Source organism: Pseudoalteromonas sp. CO325X (genome assembly GCF_004208955.1).
Taxonomy (GTDB): domain Bacteria; phylum Pseudomonadota; class Gammaproteobacteria; order Enterobacterales; family Alteromonadaceae; genus Pseudoalteromonas; species Pseudoalteromonas ruthenica.
The window spans coordinates 18,360-42,845 of the sequence record NZ_SGPG01000032.1 but is presented as its reverse complement, the minus strand read 5'-3'; the positions used below and the strand labels follow the sequence as shown (position 1 = coordinate 42,845).

Genomic DNA, 24,486 nt, shown 5'->3' with positions numbered 1-24,486 from the left:
CGGTCAATGTGTAACGGATAGTAGCGCTAGTTTACCACGATGGATGGGAATTCGAAGGTGTTTAACACTGATACCGGCAACCTGTTGCCCGATGAGCTACCAGCAGACATGTTTCACTATCAGCTGCAGGCGCTGAGTGCTGATAAGGCCACCCAGCTCTATCATTATTTGCGTGATAATTTGGCTTGGCAACAGCCAAGCATACACGTTTTCGGTAAATGGCATCCTATACCTCGTTTACAGGCCTATATCGGCGATCCAGACAGCGCGTATGAATACTCAAAGCAAGTGTTTTCGCCTATGCCTTGGCCTGAACCTTTGGCGCGCATGCGGGAGCGCCTCAATAATCAGCTAGGGTGCAAATTTAATGCGGTACTGGTTAATTATTATCGCAACGGTCTCGATAGTATGGGGTGGCATGCTGACGATGAGCCTGAGCTTGGAGCGCAGCCGACCATTGCATCGTTATCCTTAGGAGCGCTGCGTAAGTTCAAGTTACGCCATAAGCACTCGCGGGTGGTGACAGATGTGCCTTTGCGTCACGGTAGTTTGCTGATCATGAAAGGCCAAAGCCAGCAACACTTCGAGCACAGTCTACCGAAGCAGCGTAAAGTGACCCAAGGGCGCATTAACTTAACGTTTCGCCACATTGACGCTTCTTTGTTATAGTAATGCTCCAGTTTACGCTGACGAGTCAGTAATTTATGTCTATGCAAACTCAGATAGAGCAAAAACTCGCTGCTGCCATTGCGTGCAAGCATTTACATGTGGAAAACGAAAGCCATATGCACGCCCGAGGTGAAGATTCTCATTTCAAAGTCACTGTGGTCAGTGAGCAATTCAGCGGCCAACGCTTATTACAGCGCCACCGCGCGATTAATGAGGTGTTGGCCGATGAGTTGCGCGAACACATTCATGCCCTTGCGATTCATGCTTACACACCTGAAGAGTTCAGTGAGCGACAGGGGCAAGCTCCGCAGTCTCCTAATTGTTTAGGTGGCTCCAAATTCGATTAAGTAAAGTCATCAGACCTGTGTAACAGACTTTAGTCGTTACACTAGCGCTAAATTTTTCGGCAACGATATGGAATTTTATCATGGTCATTAAGCCTAAAATTCGTGGTTTTATCTGCACTAACGCTCATCCTGCGGGCTGTGCAGCGCACGTACAACAACAAATAGATTACGTAAAACGCCAAGGTGATTTAGGGCAAGGCCCTAAAAACGTCCTAGTCATTGGCTCGTCAACCGGCTATGGCTTGGCCTCACGTATTGTTTCAGCCTTTGGTCATGGCGCCAAAACATTGGGCGTGTTTTTCGAAAAGCCAGGTACAGAAAAGAAAACAGGTTCTGCAGGGTGGTACAACACCGCTGCTTTTCAAAATGCAGCCGATGAAGCGGGCTTGTGGGCAAAAAATATCAATGGTGATGCCTTTTCTGATGAAATCAAAGAAAAAACGATTGATGTTATTAAAAATGAATTAGGCAAGATTGATTTAGTTATCTATTCCCTTGCTTCGCCGCGTCGTACCGACCCAAAAACCGGTGAAACCTTCTCTTCGACACTCAAGCCTATCGGTGAAGGCGTGACCACCAAGAACCTCAATACTTCAAAGCGTATTATTGATGAAGTAAGCGTTGAGGCTGCCAGTGATGAAGAAATTGCCAATACCGTGAAAGTCATGGGTGGTGAAGATTGGCAGCTGTGGATTGATGCCTTAAATGAAGCGGGCGTGCTTGCCGATAACTTCAAAACCACCGCTTACACCTACATCGGTAAAGAGCTGACCTGGCCGATTTACGGTCACGCCACAATAGGCAAAGCCAAAGAAGACTTGGACCGTGCCGTTCAGGAAATCAAAGCATCTACCGCTGATATTTCCGGTGAGGCTTATGTGAGCTCTCTTAATGCTGTGGTCACGCAAGCCAGCTCGGCAATACCGATTATGCCTTTGTATATCTCTGCGCTGTTCAAAGTGATGAAAGAAGATGGCACCTATGAGGGGACTATCGAGCAAATTACCGCGTTGTTTAAAGAGAACTTGTACGGCGAAACGCCGCGCTTTGACGAAGGCGGTCATTTATTCCAGAACTACAAAGAGCTTGAAGACGATGTGCAGCAACGAGTGCAGCATATTTGGGATCAGGTGGATACCGACAGTATTGACGAGCTAACCGATTATGTTGGTTATCATCGTGAGTTTTTACACCTGTTCGGTTTTGATCTAGACGGTGTTGACTACGAAAGTGATGTTAACCCTGAGGTTGAAATCAACAATCTCGTTTAAGTATCGCTGTTTTACATAGAAAGCCAGTCAATAGACTGGCTTTTTTGTGTTTTTACAATCTCAGGCTGTGAAATTAAGACTTTGGTCTATATTGAAGTTTATTCACTAATTTTAGCTCGGATTGCTTAGATAATTTTTACTTTTTAACTCGCATAGTCGCCGTGATTGATGTTAAAATTCGGCAGATATGTGACAAGTTCACTGCGTTGCTTTGCTCACTAACCGAAATGGGTGCTCTTTTATACCGTTTGTATTAATCGTGTGGACGACTTTTGCTTGCACAAGTGCGTAAGTGCGCACCGAGCAATAAGCGAACCGCCTTTTACGCGGCCATCACTCAACTCGGCCAACTTAGCAGCGTGGTTGGTAAGATTTTAAGTTTCTTTCCGTTAATGTAATGCAAGTGCGTATGATCAACATAAAAAAAGGTCTGGATCTACCGATAGAGGGCGCACCTCAGCAAGTTATTCACGACGGTCAACCCGTCAAACGAGTAGCCGTGCTAGGTGAAGAATATATCGGCATGCGTCCTACCATGCGAGTTCGTGTGGATGACCAAGTGAAAAAAGGCCAAGTTCTTTTTGAAGACAAAAAGAATCCTGGCGTTATCTACACTGCACCGGCCGCCGGGGTAGTTAAAGAAATCAATCGTGGTGCAAAACGTGTGCTGCAATCTGTTGTGATCGAAATCGATGGCAACGAGCAGGAAACCTTTGCAAAGTTCGACCAGGGTGAGCTCGCTAACCTTGACCGCCAAAAGGTGGTTGACCAGTTAGTTGACTCAGGTCAATGGACTGCGCTTCGCACCCGCCCATTCAGCAAAGTACCCGCTGTTGATGCCAAACCTAGCTCTATCTTTGTAACAGCGATGGACACTAATCCGCTTGCAGCTGATCCAGCTGTAATTATTGCTGAGAATGCGGAAGCATTTGAAGCTGGTTTAGCGGTTGTCTCTCGTCTTACAGAAGGCAAAGTGTTTGTGTGTAAACAAGCCGGTGCTCAAGTGCCTAGCTCTTCTGTGGCTTCTGTAGAAGTTCATGAGTTTGGCGGTAAGCACCCTGCAGGTCTTGTTGGTACTCACATTCATCACCTAGATGCAGTGTCTGCATCGAAGCAGGTATGGCACTTGGGCTACCAAGATGTGATCGCTTACGGTCACCTTTTCCTAAGTGGTGAAATTTACACTCCGCGTGTGATTTCTTTAGCCGGCCCACGTGTTAAGAACCCACGTTTGGTGAAAACACAGATCGGTGCTGCTTTGGATGAGTTAGTGTCTGGTGAACTGGAAGACGGTGACAACCGTATCATTTCAGGCTCAGTACTTTCTGGTACCAATGCAACGGGTCCACATGCGTTCCTTGGCCGTTATCACACGCAAGTGTCGGTGCTGCTAGAGGGTCGAGAGAAAGAGTTGTTCGGCTGGATTGCTCCAGGCAGCAACAAGTTCTCTGTAACGCGTACCTTCTTAGGCCACTTAGCGCCAAGCCGTTTGTTCAACATGACCACATCAACCGGTGGTTCAAAACGTGCGATGGTACCAATCGGTAACTATGAGCGCGTGATGCCGCTTGATATTTTGCCTACCTTATTACTGCGCGATTTAATCTCGCGTGACCTAGATGGGGCAATTTCACTCGGCGCGTTGGAGCTAGACGAAGAAGATTTAGCGTTGTGTACCTTCGTTTGTCCAGGTAAATACGAATACGGTTCTATCCTTCGTGACTGCCTGACAACAATCGAGAAGGAAGGCTAAAATGGGCTTGAAGAAATTTTTAGAAGATATCGAACCGCATTTTGAAGCGGGTGGTAAGCATGAAAAGTGGTACGCACTGTATGAAGCAGTTGCGACTATTTTTTATACCCCTGGCTATGTCAACAAAGGCGGTACTCACGTTCGCGATAACATCGACCTAAAACGTATTATGATTTTAGTGTGGATGGCAACGTTCCCTGCCATGTTCTTTGGCATGTTTAACATTGGCCACCAAGCGGCAGAAGCGTTAGCAAACGGTTTTGCATTAGGTGATTCTTGGCAAGTAGGATTGTTCCAACTGTTAGGCGGTGAGCTCACTGCTGATTCAGGCTGGGGCGCGAAAATGTTCTACGGTGCCTGTTTCTTCCTGCCAATTTATGCCGTTACCTTCGGTGTCGGTGGCTTCTGGGAAGTGCTATTCGCGTCAATACGTAAGCACGAAGTAAACGAAGGTTTCTTCGTTACCTCTGTGTTATTTGCATTGATCCTGCCTGCAACCATTCCCCTTTGGCAAGTTGCCCTAGGTATTACCTTCGGTGTGGTTATCGCCAAAGAGGTATTCGGTGGTACAGGTCGTAACTTCTTGAACCCTGCGCTTGCTGGCCGTGCGTTCCTGTTCTTCGCCTATCCGGCGCAGATTTCAGGTGACACAGTGTGGACAGCTGTTGATGGTTTCTCTGGCGCGACTTACCTAGGCCAAGCGGCAACAGGTGCGCTTGATTATGCCAACATGGAGCTATGGTGGAATGCGTTTTACGGTTTCATTCAAGGTTCTATGGGTGAAACATCAACCCTAGCAATCTTATTAGGTGGTTTGTTCCTAATCTATGTGCGTATTGCTTCTTGGCGAATCGTGCTAGGTACCTTCTTGGGTATGGTAGTCACTGCAACGCTGCTGAACTTTATCGGTTCAGACACCAACACCGCGTTTGCAATGCCTTGGCACTGGCACTTAGTCCTTGGTGGCTTTGCGTTTGGTATGTTTTTTATGGCAACCGACCCGGTATCAGCGTCATTTACCGATAGAGGTAAGTGGGCCTATGGTGCGCTGATTGGTTTTATGGTGGTGATGATCCGCGTGGTTAACCCGGCATACCCTGAAGGCATGATGCTCGCTATCTTGTTTGCAAACCTATTTGCACCGCTATTCGACCACTTCGTAGCGCAGTCAAACATCAAGAGGAGATTGGCACGTGTCCAGTAATAACGAATCAATCGGTAAAACGCTCGGTGTAGTTGTTTCGCTATGTTTGGTGTGTGCGGTTATCGTATCGTTCGCATCGGTGCAATTGCGCCCGCTGCAGCAAGAAAATAAATTAAAGGATATTCAAAGCAATATTCTTTCAGCCGCTGGATTTAATGATGTCAAAGACGTGCAAGCTACGTATGACGAAAACATTGAAACCATCGTTGTTGATGTTAATAACGGCCAACAAGTTGAGTTTGACTCTGAGCAAGCTCGCAGCGAGTGGATCAAATCTTACGACTTCGAAAAGAGTAAGTTTGACGCCGATATGAGCATTAAGTTGCCAAAAGAGCAAGACAAAGCGGGCATTCAACGTCGTACTACTGAAGCACCGGTTTACATTAACCGTGCCGACGACGGCTCAGTGAAGTCAATCATTCTACCAATCCAAGGTTATGGCCTTTGGGGTGTTATGTATGGCTTCTTAGCTCTTGAAAGTGATGGCGAAACTGTTAAAAACATCATCTTCTACAAGCACAACGAAACCCCAGGTCTAGGTGGTGAAATCCAAAACCCAGCTTGGACGGCTCAGTGGCAAGGCAAAGAGCTGCCGGTAGACTTAGTGAAAAGCGGTGCTGACAACGAGCACGAAGTAGACGGTCTCTCTGGCGCAACCCTGACCTCAAACGGTGTTGATAACACGGTTGATTATTGGACAGGTGAAAACGGCTTTGGTCCTTTCCTTGCGAAAGTACGTGAAGGAGCGTTGAAATAATGGCTGATACTAAAGAAATGAAGTCGGTTCTATTTGGACCTGTCTTCGCAAATAACCCTATCGCTCTGCAAGTACTCGGTATTTGTTCGGCGCTAGCAGTAACATCAAGCTTGAAAAATGCATTGATCATGTCAATTGCATTGACCCTAGTAACGGGCTTCTCAAGTTTGTTTATCTCTATGATTCGTAACCAGATCCCATCAAGTGTGCGGATCATCGTACAGATGACCATCATTGCCTCATTGGTAATCGTGGTGGACCAGGTACTGCAAGCCTTCTCGTATGCAACAGCGAAAGAACTGTCGGTATTCGTTGGTTTGATTATCACCAACTGTATCGTAATGGGTCGTGCTGAAGCGTACGCGATGAAGTCACCGCCGTTTATGTCTTTCCTAGACGGTATTGGTAATGGCTTAGGCTACTCAGTAGTATTACTGACTGTTGGTTTCATTCGTGAGCTATTCGGTAAAGGGTCGCTGTTCGACGTAGAAATCATCCCATTAGTACAAGACGGTGGCTGGTATCAGCCTATGGGTCTATTGATCCTGCCGCCTAGTGCATTCTTCATCATCGGTCTATTCATTTGGGTGCTACGCACTTATAAGAAAGACCAAGTAGAAGCGAAATAAGGGGCGAGTCGTGGAACAATATCTTAACTTATTTGTTAAAGCGGTTTTCATTGAAAACCTGGCGCTTGCCTTCTTCTTGGGGATGTGTACTTTCCTTGCGGTATCAAAGAAAGTAAAAACCTCAATTGGTCTAGGTGTAGCGGTTATCTTCGTACTGGGTATTGCCGTACCGGTGAATAACTTGGTTTATCACGCGGTATTAGCGCCGGGCGCACTGGAGTGGTTGGGTTTCCCTGACGCTGATTTAAGCTTCTTGCGCTTTTTGACGTTCATCGGTGTTATTGCTGCCCTAGTACAAATCCTAGAAATGGCATTGGATAAGTTCTTCCCACCGCTTTATAACGCGTTGGGCATCTTCCTACCATTGATCACGGTAAACTGTGCGATTTTCGGTGCGGTATCGTTCATGGTAGAGCGTAATTACAACTTCGGTGAGTCAGTGGTCTTCGGCCTTGGTTCTGGTGTAGGTTGGGCGCTGGCAATCACGTTGCTAGCGGGTATTCGCGAGAAGATGAAGTACTCAGACGTTCCTGATGGTTTGCGTGGTTTAGGTATTACCTTTATCACAGTAGGCCTGATGGGTCTGGGCTTTATGTCATTCTCTGGTATTTCACTATAAGGTAGCGAGGAGAAATCATGCTTGAGGTATATTTAGGCGTAGGTGTATTCGTCGCTATCGTGGTTATGCTGGTTTTGGTCATCATTGCGGCCAAGTCAAAGCTAGTACCCACAGGTGACGTCACCATCGGGATCAATGGTGATCCTGACAAAGCAATTACAACATCACCAGGTAGCAAGCTACTGGGTGCCCTTGCAGATGCAGGTATTTTCGTATCGTCTGCATGTGGTGGCGGTGGCTCATGTGGCCAGTGTCGTGTTGATGTTAAAGAGGGCGGTGGTGATATCCTGCCGACCGAACTTGACCACATCTCTAAAGGTGAAGCACGTCAGGGCTGTCGTCTTGCGTGTCAGGTTGCTGTTAAAAGCGACATGGAGATTGAGCTAGAAGAGTCTATCTTCGGGATCAAGAAGTGGGATTGTGAAGTTATCTCTAACGATAACAAAGCAACCTTCATCAAAGAGCTTAAGCTTAAGATCCCAGACGGTGAGGTTGTACCTTTCCGCGCCGGTGGTTATATTCAAATTGAAGCACCTGCTCACCACGTTAAATACAAGGACTTTGATATTCCTGAAGAGTATCGTCCTGATTGGGAGCGTTTCGGCTTCTTTGACCTAGAGTCAAAAGTAGACGAAGAAACTATTCGTGCTTACTCAATGGCGAACTACCCAGAAGAGTTTGGCATCATCATGTTGAACGTGCGTATTGCTACGCCGCCGCCAAACAACCTAAGCCTACCTTGCGGTAAGATGTCATCGTACATCTGGTCGCTTAAAGAAGGCGATAAGGTGACAATTTCTGGTCCATTTGGTGAATTTTTCGCTAAAGAAACTGACGCAGAGATGGTCTTTGTCGGTGGTGGTGCAGGTATGGCACCGATGCGTTCACACATCTTCGACCAGCTGAAGCGTTTGAACTCAGATCGTAAGATGAGCTTCTGGTACGGTGCACGCTCTAAGCGTGAGATGTTCTACGTTGAAGACTTTGACGGTCTAGCTGCAGAAAACGATAACTTCGTGTGGCACGTAGCGCTTTCTGATCCTCAGCCAGAGGACAACTGGGAAGGCTATACTGGCTTTATCCACAACGTATTGTACGATAACTATCTTAAGGACCACGAAGCGCCTGAAGACTGTGAGTACTACATGTGTGGGCCACCGATGATGAACGCAGCCGTAATCAACATGCTAAAAGACTTAGGTGTTGAAGACGAAAATATCCTACTGGATGACTTCGGCGGCTAAACGAATGTCACGCATTCGTCATTGATTTATAAAAGGCTTCCTAACTCGGTTAGGAAGCCTTTTTTCGTTTACTGTTCACCAACTTGAGGCTAGCAATGTTACGCAGCGTAAAAGCCGTATTTGGCTTGTTATTCATCCTTTCTTTATTTGCCTTATCGGGGTGTGATAACGCCCCAGAATCCGACCAACAAGAGGTGTTGTTGCAAGGGAAAACCATGGGTACCACTTTTAATATTAAGGTGTTTGTACCGCAGCAACAGTTACCTCAACTTAATTTATACGCTGATGTCACTGAGGAGCTTAAAAAAGTGAATCAGTCGATGTCGACGTACATTGAAGACTCCGAGATTAATCAATTTAATCGCTTGCCTGCAGGTGAAGTGATGCCCATCAGCAGCGATTTCCGCGCTGTGGTGAGCGAATCTATTCGCCTTGGACAATCGACAAAGGCGCTGGATGTGACCATGGGACCGCTTATTGATCTTTGGGGGTTCGGCCCCGATAAGCGACCCACACAGCGCCCAGAGCAAGCTGAGCTCGATGCCATGCTGGCGAATATTGGTGTTGATAAACTGGTTTTGAGCGAGCAAGGCTTGGCTAAAACCGTGGATGGTTTAGAGCTGAGTTTTTCCGCTACCGCAAAAGGCTATGGTATTGACAAGGTTGCTGAGTTATTGCAAAGCCATGGACTCACCAATTACATGGTAGAGATTGGCGGTGAAATGCGTATCTCAGGGCATAAGCCCGATAACAAGCCGTGGCGCATTGCTATCGAGCAGCCCGATGCACCGCCGGAGCAGCGCAAAATTCACCGTGTAGTTGAGCCAGGTAGTATGGGCGTTGCCACTTCAGGAGATTATCGTATCTTCTATGAAATGGATGGCGAAACCTATACCCATTTGATTGACCCGCAAACAGGCATGCCAATTAAACATGATTTGGTTTCGGTAACGGTATTGCACCCCAGCGCCATGACTGCTGATGGCTTAGCAACGGCACTGACCGTTATGGGCACAGAGCAGGCCAAAGCCTATGCTGAGCAGCATAATTTACCGGTGTACTTGATCAGCAAGACTGACAGTGGTTTGCAAACCCATGCAAGCACAGCTTTTAAGCCATATTTGTAGTTAGTTTTTGCTCGGCGTATAATAGCGGGTAAGGCGTTTTGCGCCTTAACTTGTCAACTTAAAGGGGCACAGACAATGCAACTATTTCTTCTTACATTTGGCCTACTCGTCTTAGTCGTCGCGGCGATGGCCGTTGGCGTTATTGTACAACGTAAAGCCATGGCCAGTAGTTGCGGAGGTCTTGGCTCTGTCGGCATCGACAAAGCCTGTGACTGTGACGACCCGTGTGACAAACGTAAAAAACGTATGGCCAAAGAGCAAGCCTGGAAAGAGAACCAAATTATCTAAACGAGTGTTCTTTTATAATGGTCAAAAAGCGAGCTTATTAGCTCGCTTTTTTGTTGCTCTAGCAACCCTCAAAACTCAAAATTCATAACTCATCGACAGTGTGATTGTGCGGCCAAAAATGGGTCTGGCGTAAAATAGCGCTTCTTGATGGTTTAAATCATCGCGGGGGTTGCCCTCGGTAAGGCCTAGCGTGTTGGTTAGGTTTTTAATCTCTAATTGCATCTTTAGGTGCTCATTCAGAGCGACTTCTGAGAACAGATCCCAAGTATGATAAGCAGGCAGAGCAAAACGGTTGGCGACATCAGAATAGCGCTCGCCAATGTACGAAAAGGTCAGTGCAGCGGTGATAGGCCCTTGACTATACTGAGGGGTTAGTCGCAGTTGTAACTCTGGCGTTCGGGTAATTTGATTGCCGTTGAATTGGCTTTGCGGCAAAGATGTAGGAATGCCGTAAAAGCCTGCATCCTGCCACACCCCAATCGCTTTTAACTGCCAGCTCGCGTTGTAGCGGTATTCATATTCAAATTCGAACCCGGTTGTTTGCGTATTGATTAAAATGGCGTGCTGCGGGCTCGTTGCACCGCGATACACGGTGAATGGCAGTGGATCAAAATGAGTAGTAAATAACGCGCCACTGAAGAGTGAGTGGGCTGTTTGGTATCGCAAACCTACCTCACTGAGCGTTAGACGAATAGGTTCGCCGTAATCAACTTCGCCGCGCTGATGAGCATTGCCAGCCCAGCCTAGGGCATTGCCGAAATTAATGAGGCGAGGCATTTCAAATGCATCGGCATAACGGGCAAATACAGCCATATGCTCCGCAGCCTGATAGTTCACCCCCACACTGATGGCATTGTCACTAAAGTGCTGACGCAAAGAGGTGCTGGGTGCGTAATGCGAGTAAAAAAGTTGGCCGTTATCAGCTTGAGAGCGCTGGCCTTGGGCGCTGGTGCTGTCAAGTGTTAGGTGTTCGTGGCGTATCGCCGCATCAAGGCGTAGCTGCTCGGTGATGCGCCAGTCGATATTGGTGTACAAGGAGTGCGATTGTGACTCCCCATGACCTTTTAAATAAACCGGCCCCGCATGCGATAAAAAGCCACTGTCGGTGAATGTATCAACAACCTGGTTATGCTCATCAATAAGCACTATATCTAGGCGCTGAGGCTGGTGTTGCACATCGGTTAGCAGCTCACCGAGCCACTGATCTAAGGGCAGGGCGCCATAATCGCTATGGGCATAGAGATGACCCAGCGTCACAGCCCAGTCCGTGTCTTGGTAACTAAGGCTAAGGTGATTGATTAATTGCGTTTGTTGGTAGCGCGAGTAAAGTGGAAAGGTTGCAGTAATAAGGCCATTGTTATTAAGCGTTGAGGGGTCGGCGATTAGGCTGCCGTCGCTGACCCGTTGATAGGCCAAGCTTAAGGTGTCATCTGCGGCATTGTCCCTGAACTGACTGACATCGGCCAAGGTTAAACGCTGCTCGGCGCTATTAACCGTTTGGTTGCCTAAATTCATCAAGGTGTACAGGCTATTATTGAGTAGCGCATAACGAGTGCGGTTGTCGATGGTTAGGTGTGTTGATAGCGGTGCATTAAACAGCACGGTGTAGCTGTTCATACGCGTTTGCTGGGCATCCTCTAAGTCATGGGTTGTTGTCCCTTCGGGGGTATAAAAGTTCAGTAATTGCATATCCTTACTGAGTAGGGTGCCGTAGTCATGGGGCAGGCTCGATAAGGCCTCAATACCGTGGTGATTTTGCATCACCAAGGGAGCGTAAAAACTGGTATTGTCTTGCAAGTGTTTGTAAATAACATCGAGCTCAAAGGCATCGGTTCGCAAACTCAGGCGGGTGCTTAACTGCCCGCCTAAATCACTGATAAACCCCGGCTCGCGAATGCCATCAGAGAAGCGGTAAAAGCCGCCCACAGTATAAAATAGTTGCTCGTTGATGGGGCCACTGGCAACCCCATCCAAACGTGAGTAGTCATAATTTAGACCCTGGCTGAGTTTTAACAGTCGCAACGGGGTGTGCGAGCCGCGTCGACCAATATAGTTAACCATTGCCGCCGGCCCATTCAGGGTGAAGATCCCACTACTGCCACCGCGCACCGCCTCGATACGCTGATGGGTTAAGTCTGGACGTAAAAAAAAGTCACTCCATATGCCGTCGTAGGTCATGGGCAGGCCATCTTCCATTAAGCTAATAAAACGAAACCCTTCGCCGCCCCTGAGCCCTCGTGGCGAGACATTGTTATTAGTTTCGCCGCCTGAGTCCTCGACCCAAAATCCGGTGACGTTTTTGAGCACTTCGGCACTGGAGTAGGGCGTGCGTTGCCTCAGTTCTAAATTAGATAACTGGGTAATGGCGATGGACGAATTGAGTATGTTGCGGCGCTGACCGCTGACGCCGGTGACAATAATACGTTCAAAATCGCCCTTGGGTGTTGCTTCGCTTGCCGCAGTAATAACAATACGGCGCTCGCTCATGTTCAAGGCATATTCATAGTGCGTGTCACGCAGGCTGAGATTTAAAACATACTCTAGACTGTATCGTCCATTAAGGGCCGCAAGGGGGGGCGACTGCTCAATTGCTGCGGCATTGAGCTGCCAGTTGCTCTGCGCAGCAATATCGAGCAAGCGCTGTTGCAGTGTCGCTTCAGGCAGCGCAAACGAATGTTCGCTTTGGGCATAAGTACAGCTACTAAATAATATTAACCATGGCAGAGCGATGGCTAATAACCTTAATAACATGGCGGGTTCAGCTTTATTTTTATTGTTTGAATTTTGTACCACACTTTGGCTGTGGTCACTATGCCACTTTTAGCTAATTTGCCACCAAGGTCACCTTATCACCGCTGCGCAATACCTTAATGGGGTAAAGCTGTTGCAGACTCGTTAGCCACGCTTCTATTTCAGTCGTTAAAAAAGTGCCTGTATACACTAAGTGCTTTAACTTTTCGTCGCTGATTGTAATGTCAATTTGGCTATAGCGGGCGACATCATGCAGTACATCACCTAAGCGAGCATTATGATAAATTAAGTGACCTTGTTGCCAGGCCATTTGGGTGCCTTTTCCTTGTGCCTGGCTGCGAGTAATATTACCATCAGTGGCCACTTCTGCGGCTTGCCCTGCCGTTAATTCAATGGCGTTTTGTTGCGCTAGGGCAACTCGCCCTTCTAATACATCAACACGCACTGAGTCAGGGTTGGCGCGGACGTTAAAAATAGTGCCTAACGCCTCTACCTGGCTTTGCTGATAGCGCACGATAAATGGTCGCGTCGGGTCCTTGCTGACATTGAAAAGCGCTTCCCCTTGATATAGCAATAACTCTCTCGTGCTATCGCTATAACGCACGGCGAGCTGGGTGTTGGCACCTAAGGTGACCTGCGAATTATCATCCAAGGTCACGGTTTTATGCTCGCTCACCGGGGTGTGGAAAAATTCGCTGTACACCTTGTTACTAGGTATGGCGGGACTGTTAACTATTTGTTGTGGCGCCGGGGAGCTGGGCGGCCACAGCATCAGGGTGCTCACAAGCAAAAAGGACGCCGCTAAGGCTGCGTACCAAAGCGTCGCTGGTTTTTTTGGCTTGCGCTTGGTTGCGGGCTCGGCGTCAAGGTGAGCAAGCTGACTGTCAACAAACGCTGGGTCGAGTTGTGTCGACAATGCCCACAGTTTGTTTACCTTAGTAAAGGTTTCACGGTGGCGGGCACTTTGGGCAAGCCATAGGGTAAGCGCCTCAGGGTATAGGCTTTCGTTGTCATGATCCAGTTGCTGCTCATGGAGCGTCAGTAGCCACCGTGTGGCTTGTTGCTCGATGACAGTTTCATCATCACCGGGAAGGGTCATATCAATATCCTTTCTGCTCATGCTTAAAGCTCATGCTCAAGTTGTTGGTAGCAATGACGAACTGCACGTAGAACGTATTTTCTCACCATACTGGTCGATATTTGCAGGGTCAACGCGATCTCCTCATAGCTTTGTCCGCGCATTTTATATAACAAAAAGGCCAAGCGGCACTTGTCTGGAAGGCTCGCGAGGGCTTTTTCCATTTCTTTGAGTAATTCGTGATTATGATGGTTTTGCTCCGGTCCCGTTGGCGCACACAGCTTAGGTAATTCATCACTGTCACTAACATAGTGATCAAAGGGGCTGCGAGCCTTACGCCTAAGCTTATCAATGGCCAGGTTAGTGGCTATTTTATATAGGTAAGCGGCTATATAGCTGCTTACCTTCTCTTGCTCTAGACCCAGCAGCTTAACAAAAGCTTCTTGGGCAATGTCTTCGGCTTCACGCTTATCCAGCCCCTTGGCCATAATGTGGCGGATGAGCTTGCGTTGCTGCTTTAAAAACAGTTGCTCTACTTGCTGACGTCTATCTGATTCATAGCTACTTTCGCTGTTCGCCGCTTTGCGCTTAAACGATAATAAAGATGGCATGGTTACGCATCCTGCTATTCCTTTTATTTAGCGTACAGCGAGCCTTAAGTGCAGGCCCGCCGCCTTGATTTACTCAGACAACGTGGCCACTCGACTCACTCGTCCAGAGTCACTCACAGTGCGTAATTGTACTGACGCCGAGGTGGTAAGTGGGACTGGCTGTTGGTAGTGATGCCAGGTCACACCTTGATCTAAGGAATACTCGGTATTCATCCCTGCAAAGCGAGTATTAACCACCAGCTTTCCGTTTTCTATGGCGCCGCCGGGCAAGGGGATGCGGTAGTTTACGCCATGTTGATGGGGTATTTGACCATGAATGTCGACCACTTGGTAATAGTCTAATAGTGGTAGAGCGTGCTGCCCCAAGGTGTTCGCAAAAGTGTCCCAGGCCTGCTGTGTTGCTAAGCCTTCAGCGGGCATGGTTTGTACCCAAGCGCGCTCGGCGGCTCCGAGTAACTTCGGAAAGGTCATGTAATCAAGGATCTCAGGGGATTTTTGATTTTCACCAAAAAGTTGCGCCTGAATGCCATCAATATTTTGTTTACCCGTGGCGCTCAATGGCAGCCAATTTTCTCCCCAAGGGACCGGGTTACCGAGCTTATCAGACTCGGCATTGGCATAGATATTAAAGGGGCGATAGGTAAAGGTTTTTTTGGTATCCGTATAGCCCGCCCAATGATAACCCACCTCGTCAGGGTGCTTATTGTAGGCTAAATCGAGATACATATTAGTGGCATGCGCGAGCACCACTTTATAGCCTTGGTTGGCAAATTTATAGGCTTGATGCTCATTGCCCCAGCCCCAAACGTTATTCCAAAACACCGGGTATATGTCGCCATAATCGACATTGCCAGTGCCGTTATGAGAAAGCACATCGCCCCAGGTAGCCATATCAAAGCCATGGCTATGAATGATGTCTTTCCAGCGCGTGAAAAAGTAGTCAAATAGTTCGGCGTCGGTTTTCCCTGCTGTTGCTGGGTTCGCCTGCACGGCCGGGGATTTGGCCCACCATTCATTTGCGCCTAAATGCGGCAGCTCATCGCCACCGCCGTGTAAGCGCGTGCGCTTGGCATCGGGCACCGCATCGTACATAGCGCGAGTCTCTCTGACCACATGGTTGAGAAAAGTGAAGGTGCCCTCTAGCGCTGGGTTGACAAAATTGTCGGTATAAAACTGCGGAGTGTAGTATTGAGACTCATCGAGTGGGTCAATCAATCGGTATTGATTGGCGGCAACCGGATCGGTGTCTTTGTATTTGTTATATCTGTATTCCATGGCTTTGATGGCGGCGCGAGCATGGGCGGGGAAGTCATACTCAATAATGACATCAATATGGCGGTCTGCCGCGTATTGTAGAATCTCTTGAAACTCTGCGACGCTATAATAACCCCAGCCTTTACCAAGGAAGTTTTGCTGAGCTATTTCAAACCCTTGGAACTGTGGCTCGGTGCCTAAGTTAGCCGCTACTTTATCGGCTGGTTTGTTGTCGATGCCGTCACCGGGCGCAAATTCATTGGCTGCGCCCATAAAGGTATGCAACATCGTGTTCTCTTCAAGGTCATGTCCGCGCTTGGCACCAAACTCAGTGAGCTCGGGCAGCCCGGGTATTTCTAAGCGCCATCCCTCGTCATTAGCAACATTAATCTCAAATTTATTGAGCTTATAAAACGCCATTAAATCCAATAGTTTAAAAACAGTTTCAAGGGATTGAAAGTTACGCGAGACATCGAGCATCATGCCTCGATAAGCAAAGCGAGGCGCATCTAAAATAGTGCTTGCTGGCAGCACTGCATTATCAGCCAAGGTATTTGAATTAACAGCATTTTTATATACGGATGTAGGAATTAATTGACGCAAAGTTTGGATAGCGTAAAACACCCCTTGGGCATCGCGACCGGTGATAGTAATACCGGAAAATGCATCTATCTCAAGGCGATAACCGCCGGCATCCGGTTGGCCATCGTTGTTGGTATCGAGCTGATCATCTAGTTGCAAAGTGATATGGTTCGGTCCATTTTGCGCAGCGCCATTAATAGGAAAAGAGCCACTGAGAATATCGCTGAGCGCCGTTTGTAAATAGGCCGCTTCCGTGGCCAAAGAGGAAGGCGCCGAGATGCCCGTTAATTGGCTCATTAGGGTGAGAAACTCATCGTTTTGATGCTCGACTGAATAAGGCTGAGGCACTACCTGATGTTGCAAGGCTAAGGGAGTGAGCGCTGTGGTGTTCTCTGTAAATCGCAGTGCCGTGGTTTGCACTGGCATGGTGTCATTGCTGGCTTGAGTGGTTTGCTTCGGATCGCTGGGGTCCATGGTGACATTCACCAGCACAGCCTGAGGCGTTTGTCCGTCATAACTGATATGAAAGCCAGAAGGCGAGTCGTTTTTAAGCATTTGCCAGTATTGAGCGATTATCTCTATCTCTCGCGACTGCCCAGGTTGAATGGGCACAAAGCCAGGTTGCGGCTTTAACACAAAGTAATCGCCGCTTTTGGCGACATCGGCATTATCCAAACTGAGGTTTTGCGCCGCTATATGCTGACGCGCATAATCGCCATTAGCATCGCCGCTTGGTAACACACTGGCTGGGGGGCGCACTGAGCTGAAATACAGTGCCCATCCTGACTCTGAAAGTGGCTCCCTGCCGTTATTAGTGATGGTTAAACTGCCAAGAAAGATATTCTCGCCAATACTGTGATCGACCACTTGCCAGTGTAAATCGAGGTTATCAGGATGGGGCTGAGCAACGGCTAACTGGCTCGCGCTCAATAAGCTCAAGCCTGCCAATGCGAGTGTGAATGTAGATAGTTTTGCAACCATGAGGGCTCCTAAGACGTTGTTATTGTGTAGTGAGAGCGAGTACCGCAAGTGGCTCTATTGCTATAAACGTCTTAGCGTTAAGGTTTGGGAATAAAAAATGGCAATAAGCCCTAAATACGTATTTAGTACTAGGGCTTAAAAGGTTAATACACCGCTATTTCATCAATATATAAAGGCAATTTGGGGATTTGTATATCCTGAGATTGCTTACTATTGATGGCACTCACTTTGAGGTAGCGTACACGCGTGGCCGCAAAAGAGAGAATCGACATGGGCCCGGGAGGTTGCTGAATGTGGGCCAGCGGTTGCCAGTTTTTGTTATCGTTAGAACCCCATACCTTGATGCTCGTTGGCGGATGCAGTTGTCGATGACGACCGCTGTTATAGCCTATTTCCACGCGCTCGACTAAGGTTGGGCTGTCTAAATCGATGACCGCTTCAAGGTCGCTATCATAAAAAATGGCGTAGTCATTGACGCTATAAAATTGATCATAGGCGAACTGACCGTCTTGCAGTTTAGTGGCAGAGCCTTCTGCTGGCGGATAGCTAAAGCTTATTTTTTTCCCCAATGCGAGGTGCGGCGCTAAGGTAAGCTGTGCGTCTCCTACTAGTTGCCCGAGCGGCTTTGCAAAACTGCGCGCGCGCACGCGCGTGCGCTCGCTGATAATAATAGGTTGCTGATAACGTAACGAGGTGAGTGTCGGCTCGCTGCCATCGAGGGTATAGTAAATCTCAGTGCCTTCGATATCAGTGCGCATGGATACCTGTAGTTGATCGCCTTTTATCGTGCTGCTGATGGTGGGGTTGTAGGCGCTGGTGGCGGCATTTATGTACATTTTTTGGTAGCGCTGCATTAGTTTGGGTAAGCGCTGCTGGCTATATTCAGACCACGACTTATCTGCTTTTGCAGACCATAAGGTTTCGGCCAACGCACTTAAGCGCGGAAAAACCATATACTCGGCGTGGCGCGGTGTTTTTATATACTCCGTCCATAAAGCACCTTGCGCACCAATGATGAGCTCTTGCTGCTCGGGGCTCAAATGGCTGGGCTGGGGCTCATAATGATAAACGTTTTTGAGTGTGGAAAGGCCATGAATGGCCTTGGGCTCATCGAGGTTACGCGATTGATAAGCGTCAAAGTATATATACTGATAGGGGCTCATTACCACTTGATGACCCAGTTTGGCAGCGGCTATCCCTCCTTGCGTCCCGCGCCAAGACATCACCACAGCCCCCTCTGCGACACCCCCTTCTAAAATTTCGTCCCAGCCAATTACTGTTTTGCCCTGCGCTTGAACAATATTCGCGACGCGCTTTATAAAGTAGCTTTGTACTTGCTCAGGCGTGCTGAGCTGGTGTTCACGCATGAGCCGCTTTACAAAGGGGCTAGCGAGCCATTGCTTTTTAATGACTTCATCGCCGCCAATGTGAATATATTGGCTAGGGAAAAGCTCGGCCACCTCTTTATACACTGTGCTTAAAAATGCAAATACATCCTCTCGGGGGCAAAGTACGTCCTCAAAAATACCAAATTGGGGTTGTACTTTGACCGGTTGTTGATGGCAAGAAAGTTCCGGGTAAGCGGCCAGCAAGGCACTGGTGTGCCCGGGAATATCGATCTCTGGTATTACCTCAATATGGCGGGCCTGTGCATAGGCTATCACTTCTTTTATCTGAGCTTGGGTGTAAAAGCCAGAAACGGGTTGCTGATCAAACAGCGGTTGATAGTCATAGGTATGACCGACCACAGTATGAGGGCGGGTGGCGCCAATTTCAGTTAATTTCGGATAGGCATCAATGGCAATGCGCCAGCCTTGGTCATCGGTTAAATGCCATTGAAAGACATTAAATTTATGCATGGCTAACCAATCGATGTAGCGCTTTACAAAATCGACACCGAAGAAATGGCGGCTTACATCTAAGTGCATACCACGGTATTTAAAGCGCGGCTTATCGTTAATGGTCACTAGGGGGACAGCCCAACTGGCTTGGTTTATAGGCATGCGCGATTCTATCTCTGCAGGGAGCAATTGCCGCAATGATTGCACCGCCCAAAATAGTCCCGTTGGCGTTTGCGCGCTTATTTTTATGCTTTGTGCACTCACTGCTAGTCGGTATTGCTCCTCGGCAAGCGCACTATCCACAAGATGTAGCGTGATGACGTTTCTTTGGCTACGCGTTTGCTTGGTTACAGGCAGTAAATAGCCTGTGGGCGGGCGTAAAAACTCTGCCAAATATTCAGCAACCGGTTTAGCATCGGGGTGATTGAAGCTTATTTCGGTCTCCTGAGTGAGCTCAAACTGGCCTTCGGTAAAGGCTATATGATGGGGTTTTGGGGTGATATCGGCATACGCCTGTTGGCAGCTGAAAAACAATGCGAATGCCATCAAGGTGCTGGATAAGTAGTAAGAAAGGGTACTGTCATTCATAGTCAATTCCTGAGAAAAGCCCGCAACAGCGGGCTTGGGTGTACTAATTGGCACTGGGCAAAGCGCTAATTAGTCGGGGAACATTAAAAGTTAAGCGTTAATGAGGCACTCACTGTGCGCCCCAGAATAGGCCTGGCGTAGTAATAGTCATAGCCCGCTTGAACATCGTTTACGGCACGTGGATTGCCCTCGGTTAGACCTAGCTCGTCGGTGAGGTTTGTCGCTTTAACATGCAACGCAGCGGTGTCGTTAAAGCGGTAGTTAACGCCCATATCCACGGTGGTATAGTCGGGAAGAACAAACTTATTTTCGCCATCGGAATAACGCTCACCTAAGTGGTGGATGGTTAAGTACACATCGCCATCGTCAAAATAATAGGTTGGGGTGAGTCGTAGTTGCACCTTTGGAGTGCGCTTAACCTGTTTACCCTGCCAATGTGCAAAGGCGCCCGTGAAGCCCTCCATTTTTGGATCTTGTACCACCCCGGTTAAGGTCAGCTGGACATCATCCAAGGCTTGCCATACGGCCTCGAATTCGACGCCATCGGTAATAGTGTCAATTACTTGATTAGCGACTTGGCCATCAGTGCCGGTAAAGTTACGTTCAACTAAGTCATTAAACTTAGTGCGGAATAAGGTAACAGAAGCGCCCAAGTCCGCACCCGAGTAGCGGGCCCCAAGCTCGCCAAAGGTCAGGTTCACACTGTCGTTAAAGTCTGCCTCGCTTTGGGCATGAATATTCTGACCAAAGCTCATTAAGCGCGGCATTTCAAACGCATCTGCATAACGACCAAAGGTCGATACACTCTCAGAGAGGCGGTAATTAAAGCCCAGGGTCCAGGCTGTCTCGGTTTCACTGCGGGTTTTCGATAAGAATTGCTGCGAAGGTGTATCAACGTAGTTATTAGCTAGGTTGTTGTCGGTATCGTTGCCATTGTCGTCAAATGCACCGTCTACCGGCTGCGCAAACTCGGTGCCCGACGCAGTACTATCAAGCTCTAGCCACTCGAGGCGAAGGCCGCCGTCTATACGCAGCTTATCCGTTACCTGAAATTGTTCATTGATAAAGAAAGAATGCGAGGTACTGGTGCCAAAAGCGGTCGCTTGACCCCATCCGGGTGCATACCCTGTGGAGCCTCTATCGGTGAGTTGACCCACCACCTGCTGGTTATTGTCTACGGCTACGATATCGAGCAACCGGGCGTTGTCTTTTACCTCGGTAAGGAACTGTGATTGCCACTGATCAACTGGCAGTGCATCGGCATCAACATAAGCAAATAGCCAACCCATAGTCACTGTATGTTGGTCGCCCTCATAGGTAAAGCTCAGCTTATTTACGAACTGTTCGGCTTGGTATTGTGAGTACAAAGGGTAGCTTGTGGTGACCAAACCATTGCCATTGAGATTACTGACATCTGTCAGTAGTTCACCGTTATCCACGTAACGATATCGCGCTGCAACAGCGCCCTCATCGGCAAATTGTGTCAACATTGCGGTGACATCTTGCTGGCCTAGGCGCTCGTTGGCATTGATTAGTGTGGAGTTATCAAAGTTCAGCAGGATATACATGTCATTCTCAAAGCGAGAGTAACGCCCAGCGGTGTCGAGTAGCCAGCGATCGTTGAGCTCCCAATCCAGGTTATACCCTAAAGTGGAGAACTTAGTATGTTGCCCATCTTTGAGGTCTCGGGTTTGATAGCTGCCATCTTGTTGCAAGTACTGTAACAGCCGCTGGCCATTACCTATTAAGGTGCCATGTTGCGGGTCGACACCAGGGATGCCCTCGGGATCATCTTGGTTTTGCAGGGGGATCGGCACAAAGAAAGTGGTGTGATCGTTTAAATGCTTGGCAGATAAAGTTAACTGACCTTTATCAAACTCTCGGACTAAACTCATGCGCAGCTGGCCGCCATGGTCTGCCGTAAATTCGGTATCTCTGACCCCGTTTGAGCGTCGATAAAAACCGCCCAACGACATTTTCCAATCATCGCTAATAGGGGTGCCGTAAAAGAACTCACTGCGGTACATGCCATAGTCGGCGGTGGTTAAGCGAATGGTGGCTTCTTCAACGCTATCGGGTTTGCGGGTAATAAAGTTCACCAAGGCTGCCGGACCATTAGTGGTTAGCAAGCCCGAGGTGCCACCGCGAACCGCTTCCATATGCTCGATAGTGATGTCTTGGCGCTGATAAAAATCGACCCAGACGCCGTCGTAGACCACCGGTAGCCCATCTTCTTCCACGCCTATATAGCGAAATCCTTCGCCGCCGCGAAGACCCCGTGGAGCGACGTTATTGTTGGTTTCACCACCAGAGTCCTCAACCCAAAACCCGGGAACGGTTTCCAGTAAGTCTGCCGTGCCCAGCGGTGCTTCGCGGGCGAGATCTTCGGCGCTCAAGGTGGTGATAGACACCGATGACTCAAGCTTAGTTTGCCCACGCCCGCCACTCCCTGTGACCACTATGCGCTCAAGGTCGAGCAACTGCTTTTTATCGGATTGTTGTTGTGGTTCTGTAGCGGCGAACGCTTGGCTACTGAAAAGTACACTGCTTATAGCAAGCGCAATAAGGTGTTTTTTATACTGAAGTGTGTGTTGGTTCATTTTGGCCCCTTCGTTTTTATTATGAGCAAAACCAATAGTTTTTGGCTTTGTAAATCTAATAACGAACAAAGGGGAATTTTTAGGAATGACTTTTTGTGCTTTTAAGGCCATTACCCCAAAATAATATGAGGCACAAAGCGGGAGGTGTCCTTGGTGATGGGGCCATCATCTTCGCGAATAGTGAGGCCGCAACTTTGGTGCCCGACGACCCAAGAGCCGATTAAGGTGTGATTACCAGCAAACACGGGTAAGGGTGCTAACGCTTGAGTAATAAAGCCTTCGCTACCGTAACTGCCGCTTTGGTGCACACGGCCCTTATCTGGGTGCACCCAAGTAATGTTTTCACCTTCGCGGCTAAACAGGGGTTTATTGACAAAGCCTTGCTCCAGCCCATCGCCTTCTTCACCGCTAAAGTAGGCGGCTAGGAGATTCGGGTGGCCGGGAAACATTTGCCACAGCAGCGGTAATATGGCTTTATTCGATAACACAGCCTTCCAAGGCGGCTCGACAAACAGGGTGTCGGTGCTGAGCACATGGGGAGCAAAGTCGTCATGCAGCAACTCTTCCCAAGGGTAAAGTTTAAAGAGTTGCGCGATAGGAGCATGTTCTAGGTCAGTGAGCTGGCCGTGCTCATCAACGCCAATATCTTCAATGGCCATGCGTGCCGTGGGCATACCTGCTTGATAGGCACAGTCCTGTAAATAACTGACGGTGCCTTTATCTTCAATGGAGTCGCGACTGTGGACAAAGTGCAGCAATTCGCGGTTAGAGAAGAAGTTAAAACGCTCAATGAGCGCCTCTTGAATACTGTTGAATTGATCACTTTGCCGTGGCAATTTGCCTCTATCTACTTGCTGTTCCAGCCACAGCCATTGGAAAAAACCTGCTTCATAGATGGAGGTGGGGGTATCGGCGTTGTACTCCAGTAATTTCGCAGGGCCGTTGCCGTGGTAACTAAAGTCCATACGGCCATATAAGCTAGGCTCTTTGTTGTGCCAACTGGTGGCGATAAAGTCCCAATACTGCTCGGGCAAAGCGAACTTGCGCAGCCAATACTCGTCACGCACAACTTTGTCGACCAATTGCAAGCACATTTGCTCCAGTTCATTGGTCGGTTGCTCTAAGTCGTTCTCAATTTGCTCTAGCGTGAATTGGTAATAAGCGCTTTCATCCCAATACTTTTCACCATCAATGCGGCAAAAGTCAAAGCCGAAATAATCGGCCTGAGCGGCTAAATCCGGCCGCTCAGCAATAGGGTGGCGAAACATTTAACCACCAAAGCTACGTGATGAAGCGCGGCGGCCAAAGCCTCCTCGGTTACGAGTAACGCGCTTGGGCTTAGAAGCGTATTTAACTTTAGACTTTTTCACCATAGTGGTGCCGCGATTGTTGACTGAGCCAATGTAATCGTTGTTGGCATTGCGGAAGCTGAAAAAGTCATCGCGTGAGCGATAAAGGGGCTTCGCACCTGAGTAGTAATTCCCCCCTAAAAACGCGTATTTTTTGCGTTTTTTCTTCTTCTTCATAAGGTCTAAACCTTCATCCACCGCCTCAGCCACGGCGGCGATCATAAAGCCTGCCATAATGGGTCGCCAAATACTGCCTTCTTGCTCACAGCGCTCAAACCCGAAGTCATTTTCACAGAGGTTTTCATTGGCGTACTTTGGCGCTTCAATATCGTGATTAGCCAAGGCCTGTTGGTATTGTGCTTGGCATACATCGCGTTCGACGCCAAAGTCGGTGCAATCATCTACATCGGTAAATAATAGTGCTGGTTCTTCAGGGTCGGTGCAGCCACTCAGTCCGGCACTGGCACCGAGCATAAGTGTCAGTTTAAGTTTGCTAGTACGTTTCATTGCCGCCTCCTTAGTAGGTGATACAGGCAGCGTTGAGAATACCGGTGGCCAGTGAAGCAACCCCTAAAAATGCCCCTGCGCTCATATGGCCCTGGGCAATTTTTTCAGACAACTTCGGCATGTATAAGCGCACTAAGAAAAAGGTCACTAATTGCATAATGCCAGCGATAACGCCCCAGATGGCAAAGTCTAGCAGCGAGACCGAGTTCACCGCTGCACTGGCAACTGGAAGGGTAAAGCCAATGAACGCGCCACTAAACGCGGTGGCAGCGGCGGCATTGTTTTCCTTCATCAAGGTCCATTCGCAATGCGGGGTGATAAGGGTGTAAATGAATAGAAAGGCTAGGATAAGTAGGTAGCCTAAACCAAAGTACATGATAAAAGGGACAAAGCCCTGGATGGATTCCATGATCATTATTGTGCTCTCACTGCAATC

At 48.4% G+C, this 24,486-nt stretch carries 20 protein-coding genes; 11 read left to right on the top strand and 9 right to left on the bottom strand.

Going from position 1 to position 24,486, the window contains the following annotated elements:
- Nucleotides 1-57: 57 nt before the first annotated feature.
- The 11 genes from EXT46_RS15750 to nqrM all read left to right on the top strand — a co-directional run bounded on the left by EXT46_RS15750 (nt 58) and on the right by nqrM (nt 9,908).
- The gene (locus EXT46_RS15750) at nt 58-669 is read left to right on the top strand and encodes an alpha-ketoglutarate-dependent dioxygenase AlkB (RefSeq protein WP_235419385.1); all 612 of its coding nucleotides are present in this window, start codon (nt 58-60) and stop codon (nt 667-669) included.
- A gap of 35 nt (nt 670-704) precedes the next feature.
- Nucleotides 705-1,016 carry a BolA family protein gene (locus EXT46_RS15745; protein ID WP_130148443.1) on the top strand — a complete coding sequence of 104 codons (312 nt, stop codon included), beginning with the start codon at nt 705-707 and terminating at the stop codon, nt 1,014-1,016.
- 80 nt (nt 1,017-1,096) lie between these two features.
- Nucleotides 1,097-2,287 carry an enoyl-ACP reductase FabV gene (gene fabV, locus EXT46_RS15740; protein ID WP_045980501.1) on the top strand — a complete coding sequence of 397 codons (1,191 nt, stop codon included), beginning with the start codon at nt 1,097-1,099 and terminating at the stop codon, nt 2,285-2,287.
- Nucleotides 2,288-2,696: 409 nt separating this feature from the next.
- Nucleotides 2,697-4,040 carry a Na(+)-translocating NADH-quinone reductase subunit A gene (locus tag EXT46_RS15735; protein ID WP_130148441.1) on the top strand — a complete coding sequence of 448 codons (1,344 nt, stop codon included), beginning with the start codon at nt 2,697-2,699 and terminating at the stop codon, nt 4,038-4,040.
- 1 nt (nt 4,041) lies between these two features.
- On the top strand, nt 4,042-5,244 hold the full coding sequence (locus EXT46_RS15730) for an NADH:ubiquinone reductase (Na(+)-transporting) subunit B (RefSeq protein ID WP_022944572.1): 1,203 nt from the start codon (nt 4,042-4,044) through the stop codon (nt 5,242-5,244).
- Nucleotides 5,234-6,001, top strand: coding sequence for a Na(+)-translocating NADH-quinone reductase subunit C (locus EXT46_RS15725; RefSeq protein WP_022944571.1), 768 nt, complete (start codon nt 5,234-5,236; stop codon nt 5,999-6,001). The genes EXT46_RS15730 and EXT46_RS15725 overlap by 11 nt, the downstream gene beginning before the upstream one ends.
- Nucleotides 6,001-6,630: an NADH:ubiquinone reductase (Na(+)-transporting) subunit D gene (locus EXT46_RS15720; RefSeq protein ID WP_022944570.1), complete on the top strand. Its 630-nt coding sequence runs from the start codon at nt 6,001-6,003 to the stop codon at nt 6,628-6,630. Before EXT46_RS15725 ends, EXT46_RS15720 begins: the two co-directional genes overlap by 1 nt.
- Nucleotides 6,631-6,640: 10 nt before the next feature.
- Entirely contained in the window at nt 6,641-7,249 is a 609-nt protein-coding gene (nqrE, locus tag EXT46_RS15715; protein WP_022944569.1) for an NADH:ubiquinone reductase (Na(+)-transporting) subunit E, read from the top strand.
- Between the two features lie 17 nt (nt 7,250-7,266).
- Complete coding sequence (gene nqrF / locus EXT46_RS15710; RefSeq protein WP_045980502.1) at nt 7,267-8,493, top strand: NADH:ubiquinone reductase (Na(+)-transporting) subunit F; 1,227 nt, start codon at nt 7,267-7,269, stop codon at nt 8,491-8,493.
- Nucleotides 8,494-8,588: 95 nt separating this feature from the next.
- On the top strand, nt 8,589-9,620 hold the full coding sequence (locus tag EXT46_RS15705; RefSeq protein WP_130148439.1) for an FAD:protein FMN transferase: 1,032 nt from the start codon (nt 8,589-8,591) through the stop codon (nt 9,618-9,620).
- 75 nt (nt 9,621-9,695) lie between these two features.
- A complete protein-coding gene (gene nqrM, locus EXT46_RS15700) occupies nt 9,696-9,908 on the top strand; it encodes a (Na+)-NQR maturation NqrM (RefSeq protein WP_022944566.1) in 213 nt (70 codons plus the stop codon).
- Nucleotides 9,909-9,983: 75 nt separating this feature from the next.
- Here nqrM and EXT46_RS15695 read toward each other — a convergent pair whose 3' ends face one another.
- The 9 genes from EXT46_RS15695 to EXT46_RS15655 form a co-directional block, all read right to left on the bottom strand.
- Nucleotides 9,984-12,659, bottom strand: a complete 2,676-nt coding sequence (locus EXT46_RS15695; RefSeq protein ID WP_130148437.1) for a TonB-dependent receptor — start codon at nt 12,657-12,659, stop codon at nt 9,984-9,986.
- Nucleotides 12,660-12,732: 73 nt separating this feature from the next.
- Nucleotides 12,733-13,779 (bottom strand): FecR domain-containing protein, encoded by a 1,047-nt coding sequence (locus EXT46_RS15690; RefSeq protein ID WP_240701150.1) that lies wholly within the window; start codon nt 13,777-13,779, stop codon nt 12,733-12,735.
- Between the two features lie 2 nt (nt 13,780-13,781).
- Nucleotides 13,782-14,348, bottom strand: coding sequence for an RNA polymerase sigma factor (locus EXT46_RS15685; protein ID WP_053910555.1), 567 nt, complete (start codon nt 14,346-14,348; stop codon nt 13,782-13,784).
- 69 nt (nt 14,349-14,417) lie between these two features.
- Complete coding sequence (locus EXT46_RS15680) at nt 14,418-17,165, bottom strand: family 20 glycosylhydrolase (protein WP_130148435.1); 2,748 nt, start codon at nt 17,163-17,165, stop codon at nt 14,418-14,420.
- Nucleotides 17,166-17,308: 143 nt separating this feature from the next.
- On the bottom strand, nt 17,309-19,594 hold the full coding sequence (locus tag EXT46_RS15675) for a family 20 glycosylhydrolase (RefSeq protein WP_130148433.1): 2,286 nt from the start codon (nt 19,592-19,594) through the stop codon (nt 17,309-17,311).
- Between the two features lie 83 nt (nt 19,595-19,677).
- Nucleotides 19,678-22,194 (bottom strand): TonB-dependent receptor, encoded by a 2,517-nt coding sequence (locus tag EXT46_RS15670; protein WP_130148431.1) that lies wholly within the window; start codon nt 22,192-22,194, stop codon nt 19,678-19,680.
- Between the two features lie 110 nt (nt 22,195-22,304).
- Nucleotides 22,305-23,462 carry a glutathionylspermidine synthase family protein gene (locus tag EXT46_RS15665; protein WP_130148429.1) on the bottom strand — a complete coding sequence of 386 codons (1,158 nt, stop codon included), beginning with the start codon at nt 23,460-23,462 and terminating at the stop codon, nt 22,305-22,307.
- A complete protein-coding gene (locus EXT46_RS15660) occupies nt 23,463-24,050 on the bottom strand; it encodes a DUF1190 domain-containing protein (RefSeq protein WP_130148427.1) in 588 nt (195 codons plus the stop codon).
- Between the two features lie 10 nt (nt 24,051-24,060).
- Complete coding sequence (locus EXT46_RS15655; RefSeq protein ID WP_022945794.1) at nt 24,061-24,465, bottom strand: DUF350 domain-containing protein; 405 nt, start codon at nt 24,463-24,465, stop codon at nt 24,061-24,063.
- Between the last annotated feature and the right edge of the window lie 21 nt (nt 24,466-24,486).